Source organism: Stenotrophomonas sp. CFBP 13718 (assembly GCF_014842145.1).
Classification (GTDB): Bacteria; Pseudomonadota; Gammaproteobacteria; order Xanthomonadales; family Xanthomonadaceae; genus Stenotrophomonas.
This window is the reverse complement of sequence record NZ_JACYVC010000004.1, coordinates 142,174-161,191: the sequence shown is the minus strand read 5'-3', so window position 1 is coordinate 161,191 and position 19,018 is coordinate 142,174. Positions and strand designations below refer to the sequence as shown.

The window sequence follows — 19,018 nt, the reverse complement described above, 5'->3', positions numbered from 1 at the left end:
CAACGACAGCGCGGCGCGGCCCGTTAACATTGCGCGTACATTGCGCGTATTCATCAGAGAGGCTGGACCATGGACCCGATTCTGCTCGGCAACGGCATCACCGACGACATAGCGGTCACCCTGTTGCCGAAACTGGGCAATCGCCATGGCCTGGTCGCCGGCGCCACCGGCACCGGCAAGACGGTCACCTTGATGACGCTGGCCGAGGGCTTCTCGCGCATCGGCGTTCCGGTATTCATGGCAGACGTAAAAGGCGACGTATCCGGCCTGGCGGTTGCCGGGGCCGGTGGTGATGCCCTGCTGCAGCGCGCGGCGCAGATCGGCGTGGCCGACTACGCACCGGCGGCCAGTCCGGCCATCTTCTGGGACCTGTACGGCAAGCTGGGGCACCCGGTACGCACCACCATCAGCGAAATGGGGCCGACCCTGCTGTCGCGAATACTGGAACTGAGTGACACCCAGTCCGGCGTGATGGATATCGTGTTCAAGCTGGCCGATGACCGCGGGTTGCTGCTGTTGGACATGGATGACCTGCGCGCCCTGCTTGGCTTGGTTGCTGAAGAACGCAAGGACATCTCCACCGAATACGGCCTGGTCAGCGCGCAGTCGGTTGCGGCGATCCAACGCGCGCTGCTGCGCCTGTCCCAGGATGGCGGTGAAGCGTTCTTCGGCGAACCGGCACTGGAACTGGCTGACCTCATGCGGGTCAAACATGACGGACGCGGCGTGATCGGCATCCTTGCAGCGGACCAGCTGGTGCTCAAGCCCAGGCTGTATTCCACCTTCCTGCTGTGGTTGCTGTCGGAGCTGTTTGAAACGCTGCCGGAAGTGGGCGACCTGGAGAAGCCGAAGCTGGTCTTCATCTTCGACGAGGCGCACCTGCTGTTCAACGACGCACCGTCGTCGCTGGTGCAGCGTATCGAGCAGGTGGTGCGGTTGATCCGTTCCAAGGGGGTCGGTGTGTATTTCTGTTCCCAGTTCCCCGACGACGTGCCCGCCAACATCCTCGGCCAGCTGGGCAACCGGGTGCAGCATGCGCTGCGCGCCTTCACCCCGCGCGACCAGAAGGCGGTCAAGACCGCCGCAGAGACGTTCGTCCCCAATCCGAAGCTGGACGTGGCACGCGTCCTTGCCTCGCTTGGCACCGGTGAAGCGCTGGTGTCCACGTTGCAGGACAAAGGCATTCCGATGCCGGTGCAGCAGACCTTGATCGCCCCACCCCGCTGCCGGATGGGGCCGGTGACCGACACGGAACGTGCGCAGGTGCGTGCAGGCAGTCCGGTCGGGACGCGCTATGACACTGCCATCAACCGCGAATCGGCGGCGGAACGGCTGGCACAGCGGGCGCAGAAAACCGTGGAAACGACCGACGCGCCCAAGGCCCGCACGCGCGAACAGGATGACGCCCAAGGCGGCGGCTTCGGCCAGACCATCAAGGACGCCATCTTCGGCACCAAACGCCGCCAAGGCATGATCGAGACCATGGCCAAACAGACCACGCGGACCGTCGGCACCAAGCTGGGCAACCAGATCGTACGCGGGATTCTCGGTGGCATCTTCGGCGGCAAGCGCTGATGTCGCGTTGGCGTCCACCGGCAGAGAAAAGTACTGCGTTGATCACCTCCAGCGGCCATGCGCGCCTGAAAGCAGAGCTGGACGACCTGTGGCGGGTACGCCGCCCGGAGGTGGTGCGGGCCCTGGCGGCGGCCGCCGCAGAAGGCGATCGTTCGGAGAACGCCGAATACACGTACCGCAAGAAGCAGCTCGGCGAGATCGACCGGCGCGTGCGGTACCTGAGCAAGCGACTGGAAGCCCTGCGCGTGGTCGACGGTGAACCCAGCGACCCACAGGCGGTCTTCTTCGGCGCGTGGGTGGAACTGGAGAACGTGGACAGCGGCGAAGTGCGTCGGCACCGCATCGTCGGCCCGGACGAAACCGACGCCAGCACCGGCTGGATCAGCATTGATTCGCCCCTGGCCCGCGCCCTGTTGAAGAAGCGCGTCGACGACGAGTTCGACGTCGACCTGCCCGGGGGCCGGCACGGCTTCGTGATCGTATCGGTGACGTACAACAGCGACTGACACCGGCGGGTAGAGCTGGTGGTGGTAGAGCCGATGGGTAGAGCCGACTTCAGTCGGCTGCCCTTGCACCGCGTGAAGTGCAGCCGACTGAAGTCGGCTCTACCGCCGGCTCCACCGGCAGCGGGTAGACACGGCCGTCGCGCAGCGGTCGGAAATACGCTGTCTGGCGATAGAATCCGGCGTCCTGCGGTGCATGCCATCCGGGAATGCCGGCCAACGGCAGGGGCCGCAGTTGCAGGGGGTCTGTCAGGACGTCCTGATGCCTGATCGCCTGCGCCACCGCGTCGACGCACATCGCATCCTCCTCGCCTTGCACCACCACGCATTTGCCGACCAGCAGACGGCCCGGCAGCAGCGCCTGCTCCATCAGCGCATGGCCGATCACCGCGGCTACGCTGATGTCGCCGTTACGCCACGATCTCGCGTGCTGGACAAACAGACCCTGCCAATCGTGCGCATCCCACGCTGCCATCACCGCAGCATCGCGCACCCGGACGATCACACCTGTTTCGTCGAACTGGGTCAGCGCGGCCTGCACGCGATTGCGCTGGCTGGCCCCCATGGCCGCAATGTGCATGCACTGGCACGCGTTGAGGGCAAGCTTGATGGCCGGGTAGCGCGCCCAGACCAACGCATTGAACAGGTCGTGCCAGTTTTCCGCGCGGGTAGCGATCTGCCCGCGCTCGGCAATGCGGCACTCATAGTGCAGGCCATCGGCCAGCAGCCTCTCATCCTGCGGGACAAGATGCTTGCCGGGCAACAGCAGGCGGCCGGCAAGACCGTCGATCGCTGGCCAGTCACGTGCGGTCAGTAGATCGCCGTATGCGCGCACCGCGTCGAACAGCGGGTGCGCGAAGCAGGATATATCCACGTCCTGTCGCTGCGGGGCAACGAAGCGCCGACGCGGTCCGTCTGGCGCCACAGCGTGACAGTCACTCGTTGCCACGCACGACGCCCCCGGGGCCCGACAGGGTCACAGCATCTTCAGGTCGAGCGACTTGCGTGCGGCAGGCACGGCCGCCGGCGGCAGCGCGTCGCCGTACAGATCATGCTCATCGCTTTCGGTGATCTCCACGTCGACGAAATCGCCCACCCGCAGGGTGACCTCGTCGGCGTTCTGGATATGCACCAGTCCATCGATCTCCGGTGCATCGGCCTTGGAGCGGGCCACCGCGATGTCGCCTTCAATGGCGTCGACCAGGCATTGCTGCACGGTGCCGATCTTGGCTTCCAGCCGCGACGCGGAAATCTGTGCCTGCTTCTCCATGAAACGCGCCAGACGCTCCTGCTTCACCTCTTCCGGCACTGGATCAGGCAGGTTGTTGGCGGTCGCGCCTTCCACCGGCGAGTACGCGAACGCACCGACACGGTCCAGCTGCGCCTCGTCCAGGAAGGACAGCAGTTCTTCGAACTCCGCCTCGGTCTCACCGGGGAAGCCCACGATGAAGGTCGACCGCACGGTGATGTCCGGCGCGATGCGGCGCCAGTTCTGCACGCGTTCGAGGGTCTTTTCCACGGCACCCGGGCGCTTCATCAGGCGCAGGATGCGCGGACTGGCGTGCTGGAACGGAATATCCAGGTAGGGCAGGATGCGGTTTTCCGCCATCAGCGGCACCATGTCGTCCACGTGCGGATACGGGTAGACATAGTGCATCCGCACCCAGGCATCGAGTTCGGACAAGCCTTCGCAGAGCGACTTCATGCGCGTCTGGTAGGCCTTGTCACGCCACATCCGCTCGGCGTACTTCACATCCACGCCGTAGGCCGAGGTGTCCTGCGAGACCACCAGCAGTTCGCGCACGCCACCCCGCACCAGCCGCTCGGCTTCGCGCAGCACGTCATCGACCGGCCGCGAGACCAGCTTGCCGCGCATCGACGGAATGATGCAGAAACTGCAATGGTGGTTGCAGCCCTCGGAGATCTTCAGATAGGCGTAGTGGCGCGGCGTCAACTTGATGCCGTAATCCGGCACCAGGTCCACGAAGGGGTTGTGGCGTGGCGGAATCGCCGCATGCACCGCTTCCATGACGCTCTGGTAGTCCTGCGGACCGGAAACGGCCAGCACGTCCGGATACGCCGCGCGGATCTGTTCGGGGCGCTTGCCCAGGCAGCCGGTGACGATCACCTTGCCGTTGGCATTCATGGCCTCACCGATGGCGTCGAGCGACTCGGCCACTGCCGAATCGATGAAGCCACAGGTATTGACCACCACCACGTCGGCGGCGTCGTAGGTCGGCACGATGTCGTACCCCTCCACCCGCAACTGGGTGAGGATGCGTTCGGAATCGACGAGGGCCTTCGGGCAGCCAAGGCTGACGAAGCCGACTTTGGGGTTCAGCTGGGACATGGATCGGGGACTCTGGGGGCCTGGGCCGGGCGTGGCCTGGGGGCCTGGATCGGGCAAGTATACCGGGCCAGCCGCCGCCCCCTGAACCACGGCGAGCAGGACGGCGTGATCGAGGTGCCGCACCGCCTCCCTGACAGCCTGCTTACGCCGCCGAAGGGGATAATGGTGCGTCAACCCTATTGAAGAGGCCTCGCACCATGGGCAACTGGATCAACCTTGATACCCACCACGGCAAGGCACGCGCCTGGGAAGTCCTGCCGGAAGGCACGCCCCGTGGCGGCCTGGTGGTCATCCAGGAAATCTTCGGGGTGAACCCGCACATGCGCTCGGTCGCTGAACGCTTTGCCGCCGAGGGCTACGCGGTCCTCGCGCCGTCGTTCTTCGACCTGCTCAGCGATGACGCGGACGCCCCGCCGGTCGAGCTGCCCTACGACGGTGACGGCGTGAAGGCCGGGCTGGAAAAGGTGGACGCCGTCGGTGTGGAGAAGTCACTGGTGCTGGTCCGCGCCGCGGCCAGCCGGCTGGCCGTGCATGGCAAAGTGGGCACGGTCGGCTATTGCTGGGGTGGCAGCATCGCCCTGCTCGCCGCGCTGCGGCTGGGCCTGCCGTCGGTCAGCTACTACGGCGCCCGCAACGTGCAGTTCTTGGATGAAGCCCCCAAGGCACCGGTGATGTTCCACTTCGGCGCACAGGACAAGAGCATCCCGCCGGAGGCCATTGCCGCCCACCGCGAGAAGCTGCCCAACATGGAGACCTTCGTGTACCCGGCCGACCACGGCTTCAACCGGGACGTCGGACATGCGTATGATCCAGACAGCGCCGCCCTGGCGCTGGACCGCACCCTGAAATTCTTCAAGGAGCATCTTGGATGAGTGATTTCGAACTGCATTCGCGCTTGGCCAACGACAGCGTACTGGTCGCCGAGGGGCCGTTGTCGCAGATCCGGTTGATGAATGATGAACGTTACCCCTGGCTGCTGTTGGTGCCGCGCCTGCCCGGGGTCACCGAATGGATCGACCTGGATGGCGAGCAGCAGGACAAGCTGCGCACCGAGCTCAACCGGGTGTCCAAGGCGCTGAAGGTCGAAGACGGGGTGCAGAAGATCAACATCGGTGCGCTGGGCAACATCGTGCCGCAGCTGCATTTCCATGTGATCGGGCGTCATGAGGGCGATCCGGCATGGCCGGCACCGGTGTGGGGCCACGGCGAAGCACATCGTTTCGCGCCGGAGGTGCTGGAACAACGTGTCCTGCACTGGAAGGACAAGCTAGGATATCCGCCCCACCCTTGAGCGTTAGCAGACCCCGATGCGTTTCAATCTAGTCGCCGCCATCCTGCTGATCCTGGTCGGGCTGTTCATGCTCGCCACCAACCTCGGTTGGACCAACATGAACTTTACCCGCCTGCTTGCCACGTGGTGGCCCGTGGGCTTGGTGGCGGTCGGCATCGGGATGCTGTTCGGCCGCGGCAAGTAACTGCGCGGATCGCGCGCATGCCGACCTGCCCGGTCGGCATGCGGCGTTGATCAGGTGCGCGGCAGCGTCACACCGGTCTGGCCCTGGTACTTGCCGCCGCGATCCTTGTACGAGGTCTCGCAGACATCGTCCTGGTCGGCCTGGAAGAACAGCATCTGCGCCACGCCTTCGTTGGCGTAGATGCGCGCGGGCAACGGCGTGGTGTTGCTGAATTCCAGCGTCACGTGCCCTTCCCACTCCGGCTCCAGCGGGGTCACGTTGACGATGATGCCGCAGCGCGCGTACGTGCTCTTGCCCAGGCAGACGACCAACGTGTCGCGTGGAATGCGGAAGAACTCCACGGTACGTGCGAGCGCGAAGCTGTTCGGCGGAATGATGCACTCATCGGCCACCACGTCGACGAAGCTCTTCGGATCGAAGTGCTTGGGGTCGACGATGGTGGAGTTGATGTTGGTGAACACCTTGAACTCGCGCGAGCAGCGCACGTCGTAGCCATAGCTCGAGGTGCCGTAGCTGACGATGCGCTCGCCGTTGGCCTGCTTGACCTGCCCGGCTTCGAACGGCTCGATCATGCCGTGCTGCTCGGACATGCGGCGGATCCAACGGTCACTCTTGATGCTCATGCTTGATCCTGGCTGGGGAGGGAGGCAATAACCCGGGGCCTGATTCTACAGCTGCGGCCACGGGGTGACGACCAGCGGCCGCTCGCGTGGCGTTCCGGCGATCACCGGCCGTCAGACCAGCGAGGACAGGATCGGAATCGAGGCCCGCGGACGCTTGGCCAGCTCTTCCAGCAGGCGCGTCGCGGCGACGCGGTAGGCCTGCGCGGCGGTTGAATCCGGCTGCGCGGCGGTGATCGGCGTGCCGGCATCGCCCTGCTCGCGGATGTCGATCTGCAACGGCAACGAGCCGAGCAACGGTACAGCGTACTGCGCGGCCATCTTCTCGCCGCCGCCCGCTCCAAAGAGGTGCTCGACATGACCACAGTTGCTGCAGGTATGCACGGCCATGTTTTCCACGATACCCAGCACGGGCACTTCGACCTTCTCGAACATCTTCAGCGCCTTGCGCGCGTCGAGCGTGGCGATGTCCTGCGGCGTGGTGACGATCACCGCCCCGGCCAGCGGAATCTTCTGGGTGAGGGTGAGCTGGATGTCACCGGTACCGGGCGGCAGATCGATCAGCAGCACGTCCAGGTCGTCCCACAGGGTGTCGTTGAAGAACTGGGTCATCGCCGAGGTGGCCATCGGGCCGCGCCAGATCATCGGTGTCTCATCGTCGATCAGGTAGCCGATCGACATGGTGTCCACGCCGAATGCACGCGGCGGCTCGATGCTCTTGTTGTCCGGACTCTCCGGCCGGCCGGACAGGCCCATCATCGCCGGCACCGACGGACCATAGATGTCGGCATCCAGCAGGCCGACGCGGGCACCCAACTGCTGCAGCGCGACGGCCAGGTTGACCGACGTGGTGCTCTTGCCCACCCCGCCCTTGCCAGAGCCCACGGCCACCACGTTGCGGATGCGCGGATGCGGCGTCAGCCCTTTCTGGACCTGGCTGACGTGCGGGCGGCGTGGCGGGTTGTTCACTTCGGGACTCCGGGGGAAATAGTGCGGGACATGGAGATGATACGCGTGGCCCCACGCCTTCGTTCCCGCGCAATGGCCCGCGGCCGCCCGTCGTGACGTGAATCCCACAGCCAACAACGTGATCGAAGTTGACTCACACTCACGCTTCGTTCATCTTCGCAACCTCATTGCAACGGACGCTTTTCACCATGTACCTCACCCGATCGCTTCGCTTCTGCACCGCGCTGTCGCTGCTTGCCGCCTCTGTCTCGCAGGCGATGGCCGCCCCCCTGCCGGTCGACGACTTCTCGAAGATCCCGGCCATCCAGTCGGTGACCATGAGCGCCGACGGCAAGCAGCTGGTGGCCATCATCTCCGCCCCGGGCAGCAACAACGGCGACACCGCTCTTGCCAACTGGGACATGGACAAGCTGGATGCCGGTCCGGTGGCGATCACCCCGTCCGGTGACCGCATGAAGTTCGTTGCCGCCAGTGCATTGAAGGCCGGCAAGAACCTGGTGCTCAGCCGCCAGGAGCTGACCGCGCAGCTGTCCGGCTGCGGCGAAGGCAATTCGATCGGCTCCACCAAGACCTTCCTGACCAAGGCCTACCTGACCGATTCCAGCCAGGTGAAGTTCGACGAAGCGTTCGCCGACAACACGCGCAAACTGGGTATCAGCGAGCAGACCCAGCGCTGCCTTGAGATCGCCGGTTCCGCGTCGCTGGTGCACGCGCTGCCGCTGGACCCGGACAAGGTCGTCATCTCCCAGGTCAACCAGACCACCCTGTCGGCGAACTACTATCTGTTCAACCTGCGCACCGGGCAGACCGAACTCCTGTTCCGCGGCGGCGCGCGTTCCTCGCCGGGGCTGTTCAATCCGCGCAACGGTGAACTGCTGACCCGCGTGCAGATCGAGCCAGCCGGCGCCAACGAGTACGAGCAGCAGATCCTGATCAAGAACCCGGCCTCCGGGCAGTTCGAGAAGCACGATCCGCTGACCACCAAGCTCACCGATCGTTACACGATGGACATCGTCGGCATCGATGAAGCATCGAAGAAGCTCTACATCCTGACCGATCGCTTCTCGCCGCAGGTGCAGGCGCGGATGTACGACCCGACCACCCGCGCCTTCGATCCGGAGCCACTCGCCGCGCACCCGACCTATCCGATCGGCGGCCTGGTGCTGGGTACGCGCCCGAGCAACTTCAACCAGGTGCTGGGCTTCCACGTCGATGGCCCCACCCGTGAAACGATTTACGTCGATCCGCAGATGAAGGCCCTGCAGGACGGGCTGAAGCAGGCGTACCCGGGTCTGGATGTCACCATCACCGGCTACAACGACGATCTGTCACGCGTGCTGTTCACCACCGACAGCGCGCAGTCGCCGGTCAGCTATTACGTGCTGCGCGACCGCAAGAACGTGACCACCCTGGGCAGCGAACGTCCGTGGATCGATGGCAAGCAGATCGGCGAGCAGCGCTGGGTGACTTACACCGCACGGGATGGCCGCAAGATTCCCGCCATCGTCGACCTGCCGGTCGGCTGGAAGGAAGGCAGCACCGCTCTGCCCACCCTGGTGCATCCGCACGGCGGCCCGTGGGCACGCGACTACACCGGCTGGGACCGCTCGGGCTGGGTGCCCTACTTCACCTCGCGTGGCTATGCGGTGATCCGCCCGCAGTACCGCGGCTCCACCGGTTTCGGCCGCGAGCACTGGATTGCCGGTGACCGCGAGTGGGGCCAGAAGATGCAGGACGACAACGACGATGCGGCCGCCTGGATGGTGCAGCAGGGCATTGCCGCCAAGGATCGCATCGCGATCTTCGGCTATTCCTACGGTGGCTTCGCGGCGGCGGCAGCCACCGTGCGCAGCCCATCGCCCTACCAGTGCGCCATCGCCGGTGCACCGGTGACCGACCTGGCACGACTGGGCGTGTCCTGGAGCGAAAACCGGCTGCAGCGCATCCTGCAGGGACAGACAGTGAAGGGCATGGACCCGATGCAGAACACCGCCAAGGCCACCATCCCCGTGCTGCTCTACGTGGGTGACCGCGATGTACGCACGCCCTCGTTCCATGCGCGCAGCTTCTACAACGCGGTGCAGGGCAAGGTGCCCGCCAAGTTCGAGCTGATCCCCGACATGCCGCACAGCATGCCGTGGTACCCCAGCCACTATCAGAAGACGTTGCCGCTGATGTCCGACTTCCTCGCCAAGGAGTGCGGTCCGGGCGGTCTGTAAATCGATCCAGCGCGACGCAACGGTCAGCACAGAGCTCCGGCGATCACCTCGCCGGAGCTCTTTTCGTGTCTGCGAACCTGAATCAGTGATTACGACAGTGTGATGAAAATGTCGCAACATTTACGTTGCATTTAGCAAATAGCGCTCATAGACTCGGTTAACCGGAGCATAACAACTGGGAAGTCAACGCAATGCGCAAAGCCAATCGCCACCTCTCGCCAAGCCGTGTCCCTCTGACCCTCGCTGTGCTGGCCTGCCTCACCGCCGCACCTGCCTTCGCGCAGGAGAGCAATCAGAGCAACACCGCCAAGTCAACGGCTGCCTCTGCTGAGCCGACGACCCGGGATCTGGACAGAGTCTCTGTCACCGGCTCGCTGATCCGCCGTGCGGACTACGAGACCTCCTCCCCCGTGTTCACCATCGACACCGAGAAGAACGCCGCTCAGGGCCAGGTGAACATTGGCGAATTCCTGCAGCGCTCGGCCATCGGCGCCGCTGAAACGCAGATCACCCACCAGTTCGGCGGCTTCGTCGTCGACGGCGGTACCGGCGTGCAGACGTTCTCGCTGCGCGGCCTGGGCGCGAACCGTACTCTGGTGCTGCTTGACGGCCAGCGTCCCGGCCCGGCCGGCACCCGCGGCGCCGTGGGCGCTTTCGATCTGAACGTGATCCCGACCGCCGTGCTGCAGCGCGCTGAGATCGTGAAGGACGGTTCGTCCTCGATCTACGGCTCCGACGCCGTTGCCGGCGTGGTCAACCTGATCACCAAGAAGAACTTCGATCGTCCGGAACTGACCGTGACCTCGCGCATCCCGACCCAGGGCGGCGGTGAAGTGTTCGCCGCGTCGCTGGCCAATGGCTGGAACTTCGAAACCGGCAGCGTCGTCGCTGCGGTCGAGTGGTACCGCCACAACGAGCTGACCCGCGGTGACCGCGATTACCTCAAGTGCGGCGAAGATCTGATCAAGGATGCCGACGGCAACCGTATCGATCGCCAGGATCGTTCCATCAATGCCGGCACTCCGCTGGCGAACTGCAACAACCTGCTGCACAACGTCATCGACGAATACGATTCGCCGATCCGCTACGTGCCCTCTGCCGATGGCAGCACGGTCGGTCCGTTCGCCGGTTATCGCCCGCGCGCCAACCAGACCTATGCCGGTGGCAACCCGGTTGCGTTCTACCAGGAACCGCTGAACTTCTCGCGTTGGGGCGAGAGCCACATCATGAACCGCCAGGAGCGCAAGTCGGCTTACCTGGCCACTGATTTCGGCTTCGATTCGTTCAACTGGAAGACCCAGTTCCTGTACAACAAGCGCACCACGGACAACTTCCAGTGGCGCCAGTTCTTCCCGACCGTGGAAGCGCCGGGCACCACCAATGGCTATGCCCAGCCGGTGCTGCCGTTCAAGTCGCAGTCCCACACCGAGGTTGACTACTTCTACGGCGCCACCAAGTTCGATGGCCTGTTCAAGGGCACCGAGTCGTGGGGCTGGGAAGTCAACGGCAACTACAGCCGGTCCAGCGGCAAGTACAACACGCTGGGCATCAAGAACTCGATCACCGGTGACCTGCTCACCGAAGGCGCAGGCGAAACGCCGGCCGCCAATTACTTCGATCCGGGCTACCTGAGCGGCGCCAAGGTCGACGAACTGGTCGACATCCTGGGCGTGTGGGCCCCGGGCAAGACCACCTACGACCAGTACAGCATCAATGCGGTGTTCACCGGTGAGCTGTTCGACCTGCCGGCCGGCGCGGTCGGCACGGCCATCGGCTTCGAGTACCGCAACTACAAGATCAACGATCAGCCGGGCGTCGAGTACAAGGATCTGTGGGGCGCGTCCACCGCTGACCAGACCAAGGGCGAAGACAAGGTCAAGGAAGCCTTCGTCGAGTTCGACGTTCCGCTGCTGAAGGGCATCACCGGCATCGAATCGCTGAGCGCCAACGCCTCCGGCCGTATCTTCGAATACGACTCGGTCGATGGCAGCGATTCGGTCTGGAAGCTCGGCCTGAACTGGCAGATCAATTCGGCGTTCCGTGTCCGCGGCACCTTGGGTACGTCGTACCGCGCACCGGGCCTGTATGAGCTGTACCTGGGCAACCAGACCGGCTTCCAGGCACAGACCGCGATCGATCCGTGCATCCGCTGGGGCGAGAGCAACAACACCAACCTGCAGACCAACTGCGGCGCGGCGGGCATCCCGGCGGACTACACCGGTGCAGGCTCCAGCGCCACGGTGTTCACCAGCGGCGGCGCCGGCAACCTGACGCCGGAAACCTCGCGGGCGAAGAGCGCCGGTATCGTGTTCACCCCGTCGTTCACCGACCTGAGCATCGCGATCGATTACTTCGACTACAAGGTCAAGGGTCAGATCACCGCGCTGGGTTCGGCCGACATCGTGGACGGCTGCTATACCTCCAGCACCTTCCCGAACCGTTACTGCGAGCTGCTGGTGCGCAACCCGACCACCGGTCCGGATGCCAACTCGATCCGCGAGATCTACGCCCAGTACCTCAACATCAACCAGCAGCGCACCCGTGGTTGGGACCTGACGGCAAACTGGGAACGTGAGTTCGGTTTCGGCACCTTCGCGGTCGACACCCAGGTCACCTACACGATGGAAGACGTGGCGCAGATCTTCGACACCGCCGAAGCCAGCGGCCTGTCTGATTCGGACCAGCTGGGCTACATCGGCCGGCCGGACGTGGTGGCCAACCTGGGCCTGAGCCTGACCCGTGGCGACTGGAGCTACAACTGGCTGACCCAGTACATCGGCTCGACCGAGAACAAGGACTTGAACAATGTGTTCACCTACCAGGGTCGTCCGAACTCCTACCGCGACCTGACCGCCGACGCACGCCTGTACCACACCGCGTCGCTGAGCTACGAGCAGTCGGATTGGGAAATCCTGGTCGGCGTGTCCAACGTGTTCAACACCAAGCCGGCCCTGATCTCCACCGGTGCCGGCACGCGTTACGGCAACACCGCCGCGTTCGCTACGCAGTACGACCTGTACGGCCGCACCCCGTACGTGCGTCTGAAGTACAAGTTCTGATAATCCGCACGACGTGACACCCGAAGGAGGCGACCCCGGTCGCCTCCTTTTTTCATGGGCGCGGGTCGGTATGTTGCCAACCTTGTCCGTTCGCCCACTTGCGTCCCGGCATGACCTTCGACACCCTTGCGGGCCGGGCTGGAGGCGTATCGTCCGCCCTACGGCCCCTGCGGGGGCTTTCTCAGCTATCACGCGGCCTGGAGGCCAAACAAAGTGACCCGTACTCCCAAGATCGTCCTGCTGACCCTGGCCGTTTCGGCCGCGCTGGTCGGCTGCGGCAAGAGCGAAGCCCCGGCCACGGAAGGCGCCGCCTCCACCCCGGCCGCCACACCCGAAGCCACCACCTACACCCTGGACCAGGCCAAGCTGCCGGCGTACAACGCCTTCCAGCCCAGCGACCTGGACAGCACGCTGGACGCCTGCACGGCCTTCGGCGACTACGTCAACAGCAAGTGGCTGGCCGCCAATGAAATTCCGGCCGACCGCACCAGCTGGGGCGCCTTCACCATCCTCGACGAGCGCTCGGTGGCCGTGCAGCACCAGCTCGCCGAGCAGGTCGCGCAGGTCAAGAACCCGAACCACATCGAAAAGGTGGTCGGTGACCTGTGGGCCACCGGCATGGACGAAGCGAAGATCAATGCCCAGGGCATCGAACCGCTGAAGGCCGACCTTGCTGCCATCGATGCGCTGAACGACAAGGGCGCCATCGCCGCTTACCTGCGCGACAGCGCGGCCAAGGGCGAGAACGTCCTGTTCGGCTTCGGCGCCGAAGCGGACTTCAAGAACTCCGCGGTCAACATGGCTTACGCCAGCCAGGGCGGCCTGGGCCTGCCGGACAAGACCTTCTATACCGAAGCCAGCAAGGCCGACAAGCTGAAGGCCTACCAGGCCCACGTGGCCAAGGTGCTCGAGCTGGCCGGCGTGCCGGCGGCCGACGCCGCCAAGCAGGCACAGGACGTGGTCGCGCTGGAAACCCGCCTCGCCAAGGCCTCCAAGTCCAGCGTTGAACTGTCGCGCGATGTTTCGCTGTTCTATCACCCGGTGACCTTGGCCGATGCGGACACGCTGACCCCGAACTTCAGCTGGACCGAGTTCTTCAAGGCGCAGGGCGTGGCCGCGCCGGAGAAGTTCTCGCTGGCCATCCCGAGCTTCCACGAGGAAGTGAGCAAGGCGCTGGGCGATACCGATCCGGCCGTGTGGAAGGCCTACCTGCGCTTCCATACCGTGGACAGCGCCTCGCCGTACCTGAGCGATGCCTTCGCCAACGAGAACTACGAGTTCTACGGCAAGACCCTGAACGGTCAGAAGGAACAGAAGCCGCGCTGGAAGCGCGTGCTCGGCACCATCGAAAACGGTGCGGGCGAAGCGTTCGGCCAGCTGTACGTCAAGGTCGCGTTCTCGCCGGAAGCCAAGGCGAAGATGGAAACGCTGGTGAAGAACTTGGCCGCCGCCCTCAAGGAACGCATCCAGGGTCTGTCGTGGATGAGCGCTGAGACCAAGGCGAAGGCCATTGCCAAGTGGGAGACCTTCACCCCGAAGATCGGTTACCCGGACAAGTGGCGTGACTGGTCGGGCCTGGACACCGGCCGTGACAGCTTCCTCGGCAACGTGCGTGCGGCCAATGCCTTCAACTACAAGTTCAACCTGGCCAAGATCGGCCAGCCGGTGGACAAGACCGAGTGGGGCATGACCCCGCAGACGGTCAACGCCTACTACAACCCGCTGCAGAACGAGATCGTGTTCCCGGCCGCCATCCTGCAGCCGCCGTTCTTCGATCCCAACGCGGACGACGCGCTCAACTACGGCGGCATCGGTGCGGTGATCGGCCACGAAATGACCCACGGCTACGATGACCAGGGCGCGCGCTTCGGCCCGACCGGCAACTTCGAAGAGTGGTGGGCCGACGCCGACAAGAAGAACTTCCAGGGCCTGACCGGCAAGCTGGTCAAGCAGTTCGATGGCTACAAGGTCGACGGCCAGGCCGTCAACGGCAGCCTGACGCTGGGTGAGAACATCGCCGACCTGGGTGGCCTGGCCACCGCTTACGATGCGCTGCAGAAGGCATCGGAAGGCAAGGAAGATCCGAAGATCGATGGCTTCACCCGCGATCAGCGCTTCTACTTCAACTGGGCCACCGTGTGGCGTACCAAGTACACCCCGGAAAACGCCAAGGTCCGCCTGGCGACCGATCCGCACGCACCGGCGCAGTTCCGCGCGATGGGCGCGCCGTCGAACCTGCCGACGTTCGCGGCGGCGTTCCAGTGCAAGGCCGGTTCGCCGATGGTGCGCGCAGGCGATGCACAGGTGGTGATCTGGTAAGCCACGGCTTACCGCTTGTTGCCATGGAGGCCCGGGGAAACCCGGGCCTTTTCGTTGGCAGCCCTGTACATCGCGGTGTATCGCCGCGTCTGCATGCTCTGCACATGCAGGGCTTGCTATAGTTCGCCCGCCCTTAATCCTCGACGGATTCGCTCTTCCATGCCCAACCTTCGTCCGCTTGCCATTTCCCTGGGCGTCAGCCTGGCCTTCCTGGTTCCCGCTACCGATGCCCTGGCGGCGAAGAAGAAGGCGGCGCGTGCACCGGCCGTCAGCGCCCAGTGCACGGATTTCTACGACGCCAGCAACGCAACGTGGTTGAAGGCCAACCCGGTCCCGCAGAGCGGCGCCACCACGGCCATGGGCCAGCTGGTCGACCGCAGTCGCGCGCAGCAGCGCGAACTGCTGGATGCCGCAATGAACAGCCCGCAGGGCAACGTGCAGAAGCTGCTGGGTGACTTCTGGGCCAGCGGCCTGGACGAAGCCGCCGTTGAAGCCGACGGCTCCAATCCGATCGCCCCGCTGCTGACCCGCATCAACGCGATCAAGCGCGCCAAGGATGTACCGGCATCGATCGCCGCCCTGCACCAGGTCGGCATCCCGGTGGCCTTCAACTTCAGCCCCGACGTGGACCTGAAGGCGCTCGACCGCCACATCGGTTACTTCATGCAGGGCGGCATGGGCCTGCCGGACCCGGCGTTCTATACCCGCACCGACGCCGATACCGTGGCCGTGATGGGCCGCTACCGCGCCTACGTCAAGCAGATCCTGGCACTGACCGGCACCGCGGCGGACAAGCTGGATGCCGAATCGCAGGCCGTCATCGCACTGGAGACCGAGCTGGCCCGCAACGCGCAGTCGCTGGCCGACCTCAACAACCCGTTCCGCAACTACGCGCCGATCTCCACCAAGGATCTCAACGGCCGCTACAAGAACCTGCAGCTGGATGCCTTCCTGAAGGCACAGGGCGTCAACGACGATCTGGTGTCGCTGTCCGACGAAGCCCTGTTCCGCGCGCTGGATGGCATGGTCACGCGCATCAAGCCGGACCAGTGGAAGGCCTACCTGCGCTGGCGCGTGGGCGATGCGATGGCGCCGTACCTGTCCAAGGCCTACCGCGATGCCGAGTTTGAGTTCCGTGGCCGCGTGCTGCGCGCACAGACCCTGCCGGCCGCGCGCTGGGAGCAGGTGCTGGACGCGATCAACGTCGCCGCCGGTCCGATGGTCGGTCGCGAGTACGCCGCCAAGCACCTGTCGGCGGAAGATCGCCGCCAGGCCGCCTGGATCATCGACAAGCTGCGCGAAACGCAGATCGAAGCCGTGAAGCGCAGCACGTGGCTGAGCGCCGAGGCGAAGGCCGAAGCAGAGGCCAAGCTGGGCGCGATGAAGATCGAAATCGGCACCCCGCGGCGCGACCTGGATTACAGCGTGCAGCCGATGGGCCGCGGCAGCTTCGGTGGCAACATGCTGATCGCCTCCACCTGGCGCCATCGCGAAGAAATGAAGCGCATCGGCAAGGGCAACGCGGATCGTCGCTGGGACGTCCTGCCGCAGCAGCCGTCGCTGGCCTATGACCTGGCGCAGAACCGCCTGATCGTCACCGCCGCCGCGCTGCAGGGCCCGATCTTCAACGCTCAGGCCAGTGCCGCCGACAAGTTCGGCAGCTACGGCGCGTTGGTCGGCCATGAGTTGACCCGTGCGATCGATGCGAAGGGTTCGCTGATCGATGCCAAGGGCGAACTGCGCAGCTGGTGGACGCCGGCCGACAAGACCGCATGGACCCTGCTGGGCAGCCGCGTGGCCGCGCAGTACGGTGCGTACGAGTTCCCGGGCGTCAAGGGTGCCAAGGTCAACGGCACGCTGACCCAGGAAGAGAACCTGGCCGACCTGGCCGGCCTGGAGCTGGCGTGGGACGCCTACCGCACCGTGGAAGCCAACGCCAAGCCGGCAGACCAGCAGGGCTTCTTCAGCGCATGGGCCACGCTGTGGGGCCAGCAGTTGTCGCCGAATGAAGCGGCTGCACGCCTGAGCACGGACGTCCGCGCACCGGGCAAGTGGCGCACCAACGGCCCGCTGTCCAACCTGCCGGCCTTCTCGGCCAGCTTCAGCTGCAAGCCGGGCCAGCCGATGCAGCGCACCGACGCCGAACAGCTGCGCATCTGGCGCTGAACAAAGAATGGGGACGGAGGGAATTAAGTTCGCTTAATTCCCTCCGTCCCCTTTTTCTTTGAGGGTGCCGCGGTACGCGACGATGCGGCCGACCAGCGGTGCGGCGATCTCCACGTCGAAGACGAACTGACCGTCGCGTTCTGTTTCAAAACTAGTGCCACCGGGCAGCAGGGATGTGGGCAGGGGAATGCCCAGCAGCGACCAGCGGCGTGGCAGCAGCCGCAGCCTGTCTCCCTCTACCACCACGGCCAGCGCTACGGCGATCGCGCCGAACCGCTCGACCAGCAGCGCCTCGTCATGCCCCGTGCCGGCCGTCTGCAATGAAGAGAAACGGCGACCTTCGAAGGTGCGCGTCCAGCGCTCGCCACCGGCTTCCGGCGTGAACCTTACGCTGACGGGTACGTTGTCGCCTGCCGCGGGAAATCCGAACACGCGGGCGATCAGCCGCGACAACACGCCCGTTCCCCGCTCCACCGTCGCGATGCCCGTCCAGCACGCCGGTGCCGAGGGTGCGTGCAAGGCCTGCACGCGGGTGGGCAACGTGGCGTACGCGCAGCCCAGAAGCCGCTGGTACAGGCTGGCACCGGGCATGTCGTGGCGGAAGCCCGTGGCGATGGCGCGGCCAGCAAACAGTCGCGCGTAATCGGCAAGCTCCAACGCCCGCGTGGCGGCGCGCGCGCCGATGTCCGGCCGTTCTCCCTGCACGAGCTTGCGGACCACCGCTTCGATGGCCATCGAGGGTATGTAGGGCCCGTCGTCGCCCTCGGCCAGCAGATGCCAGCTCTGCTCCACCCGCACCCCATCACGCGTGCCAAACGCGCGCACGATCATGCCGCCGCGGTGCTCACCGAACTTCATCCAATTCAACACCGTGTAGAACAGGCGCGACAACGGCACCAGCGACGGGAGCCGCAGTCGCCGGCGCGCCTTGGCCAGCAGGTTCAACAGGCGGTGCAACAGCTCCGGCACAGGGCCGGCGCCGACCCATATATCGGTCAGGGTGGGATGCTCGGGCGGCAGCACCTGCAGGTCGGGCACATCCACCAGCGAAAAACGCAGGTTGCGCAACGGCACTTTACCCGGCACCGCTACCGTGAAACGGCGGCTCTCGGCCAAGCCGATACCGTGCCCATCACGACCATTTCGACGCAGCTTCACCGGCGAACCCGCATAGCCGACCACCGCGCGCATCACGTTCAAGCCAATGCCGGCATACGGTGACGGCGCAATGCCAGCCTCCACGCTGACGATGTCCATCTGCTGGGCCATCTGCCGCAGCACGGCGGCCGTGAGCACGGGAAAGCTGCTGACGCCCGACAGCACGAACACCCCGGCCGCCTTGGCCGCCGCGTCGTACTGCGCGACACCCGCGACGAACTCCGCGGCATCGGCGAAGTCGAGGTAGTCCACGCCGGCGGCGATGCAGGCCTCGATCACCAGGTAGCGGTGGGCACCGTAGTCCTGGAAAGGCCCGGAGGCATCAATCAGCAGATCGGGCAGATGGGTATGCAGTGCCCCAGCGATGTTCTGCCGATCCACCTGCAGCGGCGTCACCCTTGCCTGCCCCCCATACGCCACGCAGAACGCCTGTGCCGCCGCCAGGCGGCGACCGCAGATGATCAGCTCCAGCATCGGCAGGTCGCCAAGCAAGCGCGCCAGACGCCCGCCGAACACCCCATACCCCCCCAGCAGCAGGATCTTCACGACAAAAAGGGGACGGAGGGGATTAAGTCGTTTCTGGCCCCCCTGCATCGCGGGGGGCC

At 65.2% G+C, this 19,018-nt stretch carries 14 protein-coding genes; 9 read left to right on the top strand and 5 right to left on the bottom strand.

Annotated elements, in window-relative coordinates; genetic code table 11:
• Positions 1–69: 69 nt before the first annotated feature.
• Positions 70–1,575, top strand: coding sequence for a helicase HerA-like domain-containing protein (locus tag IFT58_RS08740; RefSeq protein WP_192094493.1), 1,506 nt, complete (start codon positions 70–72; stop codon positions 1,573–1,575).
• Positions 1,575–2,081, top strand: coding sequence for a transcription elongation factor GreB (gene greB / locus IFT58_RS08735; RefSeq protein ID WP_192081826.1), 507 nt, complete (start codon positions 1,575–1,577; stop codon positions 2,079–2,081). Before IFT58_RS08740 ends, greB begins: the two co-directional genes overlap by 1 nt.
• Before the next feature lie 49 nt (positions 2,082–2,130).
• On the opposite strand, the gene IFT58_RS08730 is transcribed toward greB, so the two are convergent.
• Positions 2,131–2,952: a DUF3025 domain-containing protein gene (locus IFT58_RS08730; protein WP_342029545.1), complete on the bottom strand. Its 822-nt coding sequence runs from the start codon at positions 2,950–2,952 to the stop codon at positions 2,131–2,133.
• A gap of 102 nt (positions 2,953–3,054) precedes the next feature.
• Positions 3,055–4,428 (bottom strand): 30S ribosomal protein S12 methylthiotransferase RimO, encoded by a 1,374-nt coding sequence (gene rimO / locus IFT58_RS08725; protein WP_192081828.1) that lies wholly within the window; start codon positions 4,426–4,428, stop codon positions 3,055–3,057.
• Between the two features lie 197 nt (positions 4,429–4,625).
• On the opposite strand from rimO, the gene IFT58_RS08720 reads away from it, so the two are divergent.
• From IFT58_RS08720 to IFT58_RS08710, 3 genes are read left to right on the top strand one after another with little or no spacing between them, the layout of a single operon-like run.
• The gene (locus IFT58_RS08720) at positions 4,626–5,300 is read left to right on the top strand and encodes a dienelactone hydrolase family protein (protein ID WP_192081829.1); all 675 of its coding nucleotides are present in this window, start codon (positions 4,626–4,628) and stop codon (positions 5,298–5,300) included.
• Positions 5,297–5,719 (top strand): HIT family protein, encoded by a 423-nt coding sequence (locus tag IFT58_RS08715; protein WP_188326700.1) that lies wholly within the window; start codon positions 5,297–5,299, stop codon positions 5,717–5,719. Before IFT58_RS08720 ends, IFT58_RS08715 begins: the two co-directional genes overlap by 4 nt.
• Positions 5,720–5,735: 16 nt before the next feature.
• A complete protein-coding gene (locus tag IFT58_RS08710; protein WP_188326699.1) occupies positions 5,736–5,903 on the top strand; it encodes a DUF5668 domain-containing protein in 168 nt (55 codons plus the stop codon).
• 50 nt (positions 5,904–5,953) lie between these two features.
• Here IFT58_RS08710 and dcd read toward each other — a convergent pair whose 3' ends face one another.
• Entirely contained in the window at positions 5,954–6,526 is a 573-nt protein-coding gene (dcd, locus tag IFT58_RS08705) for a dCTP deaminase (protein ID WP_188326698.1), read from the bottom strand.
• Positions 6,527–6,637: 111 nt separating this feature from the next.
• Positions 6,638–7,492 carry an iron-sulfur cluster carrier protein ApbC gene (gene apbC / locus IFT58_RS08700; protein WP_188326697.1) on the bottom strand — a complete coding sequence of 285 codons (855 nt, stop codon included), beginning with the start codon at positions 7,490–7,492 and terminating at the stop codon, positions 6,638–6,640.
• Between the two features lie 188 nt (positions 7,493–7,680).
• Here apbC and IFT58_RS08695 point away from each other — a divergent pair, with 188 nt between their 5' ends.
• The 4 genes from IFT58_RS08695 to IFT58_RS08680 all read left to right on the top strand — a co-directional run bounded on the left by IFT58_RS08695 (position 7,681) and on the right by IFT58_RS08680 (position 17,255).
• Positions 7,681–9,711 carry a prolyl oligopeptidase family serine peptidase gene (locus tag IFT58_RS08695; protein WP_192094492.1) on the top strand — a complete coding sequence of 677 codons (2,031 nt, stop codon included), beginning with the start codon at positions 7,681–7,683 and terminating at the stop codon, positions 9,709–9,711.
• 191 nt (positions 9,712–9,902) lie between these two features.
• Positions 9,903–12,770, top strand: coding sequence for a TonB-dependent receptor (locus IFT58_RS08690; RefSeq protein ID WP_192094491.1), 2,868 nt, complete (start codon positions 9,903–9,905; stop codon positions 12,768–12,770).
• Between the two features lie 213 nt (positions 12,771–12,983).
• Complete coding sequence (locus IFT58_RS08685) at positions 12,984–15,089, top strand: M13-type metalloendopeptidase (RefSeq protein ID WP_192081832.1); 2,106 nt, start codon at positions 12,984–12,986, stop codon at positions 15,087–15,089.
• Between the two features lie 159 nt (positions 15,090–15,248).
• Positions 15,249–17,255, top strand: coding sequence for a M13 family metallopeptidase (locus IFT58_RS08680; RefSeq protein ID WP_192094490.1), 2,007 nt, complete (start codon positions 15,249–15,251; stop codon positions 17,253–17,255).
• A gap of 33 nt (positions 17,256–17,288) precedes the next feature.
• Here IFT58_RS08680 and IFT58_RS08675 read toward each other — a convergent pair whose 3' ends face one another.
• The gene (locus IFT58_RS08675) at positions 17,289–18,959 is read right to left on the bottom strand and encodes an SDR family oxidoreductase (protein ID WP_192094489.1); all 1,671 of its coding nucleotides are present in this window, start codon (positions 18,957–18,959) and stop codon (positions 17,289–17,291) included.
• Between the last annotated feature and the right edge of the window lie 59 nt (positions 18,960–19,018).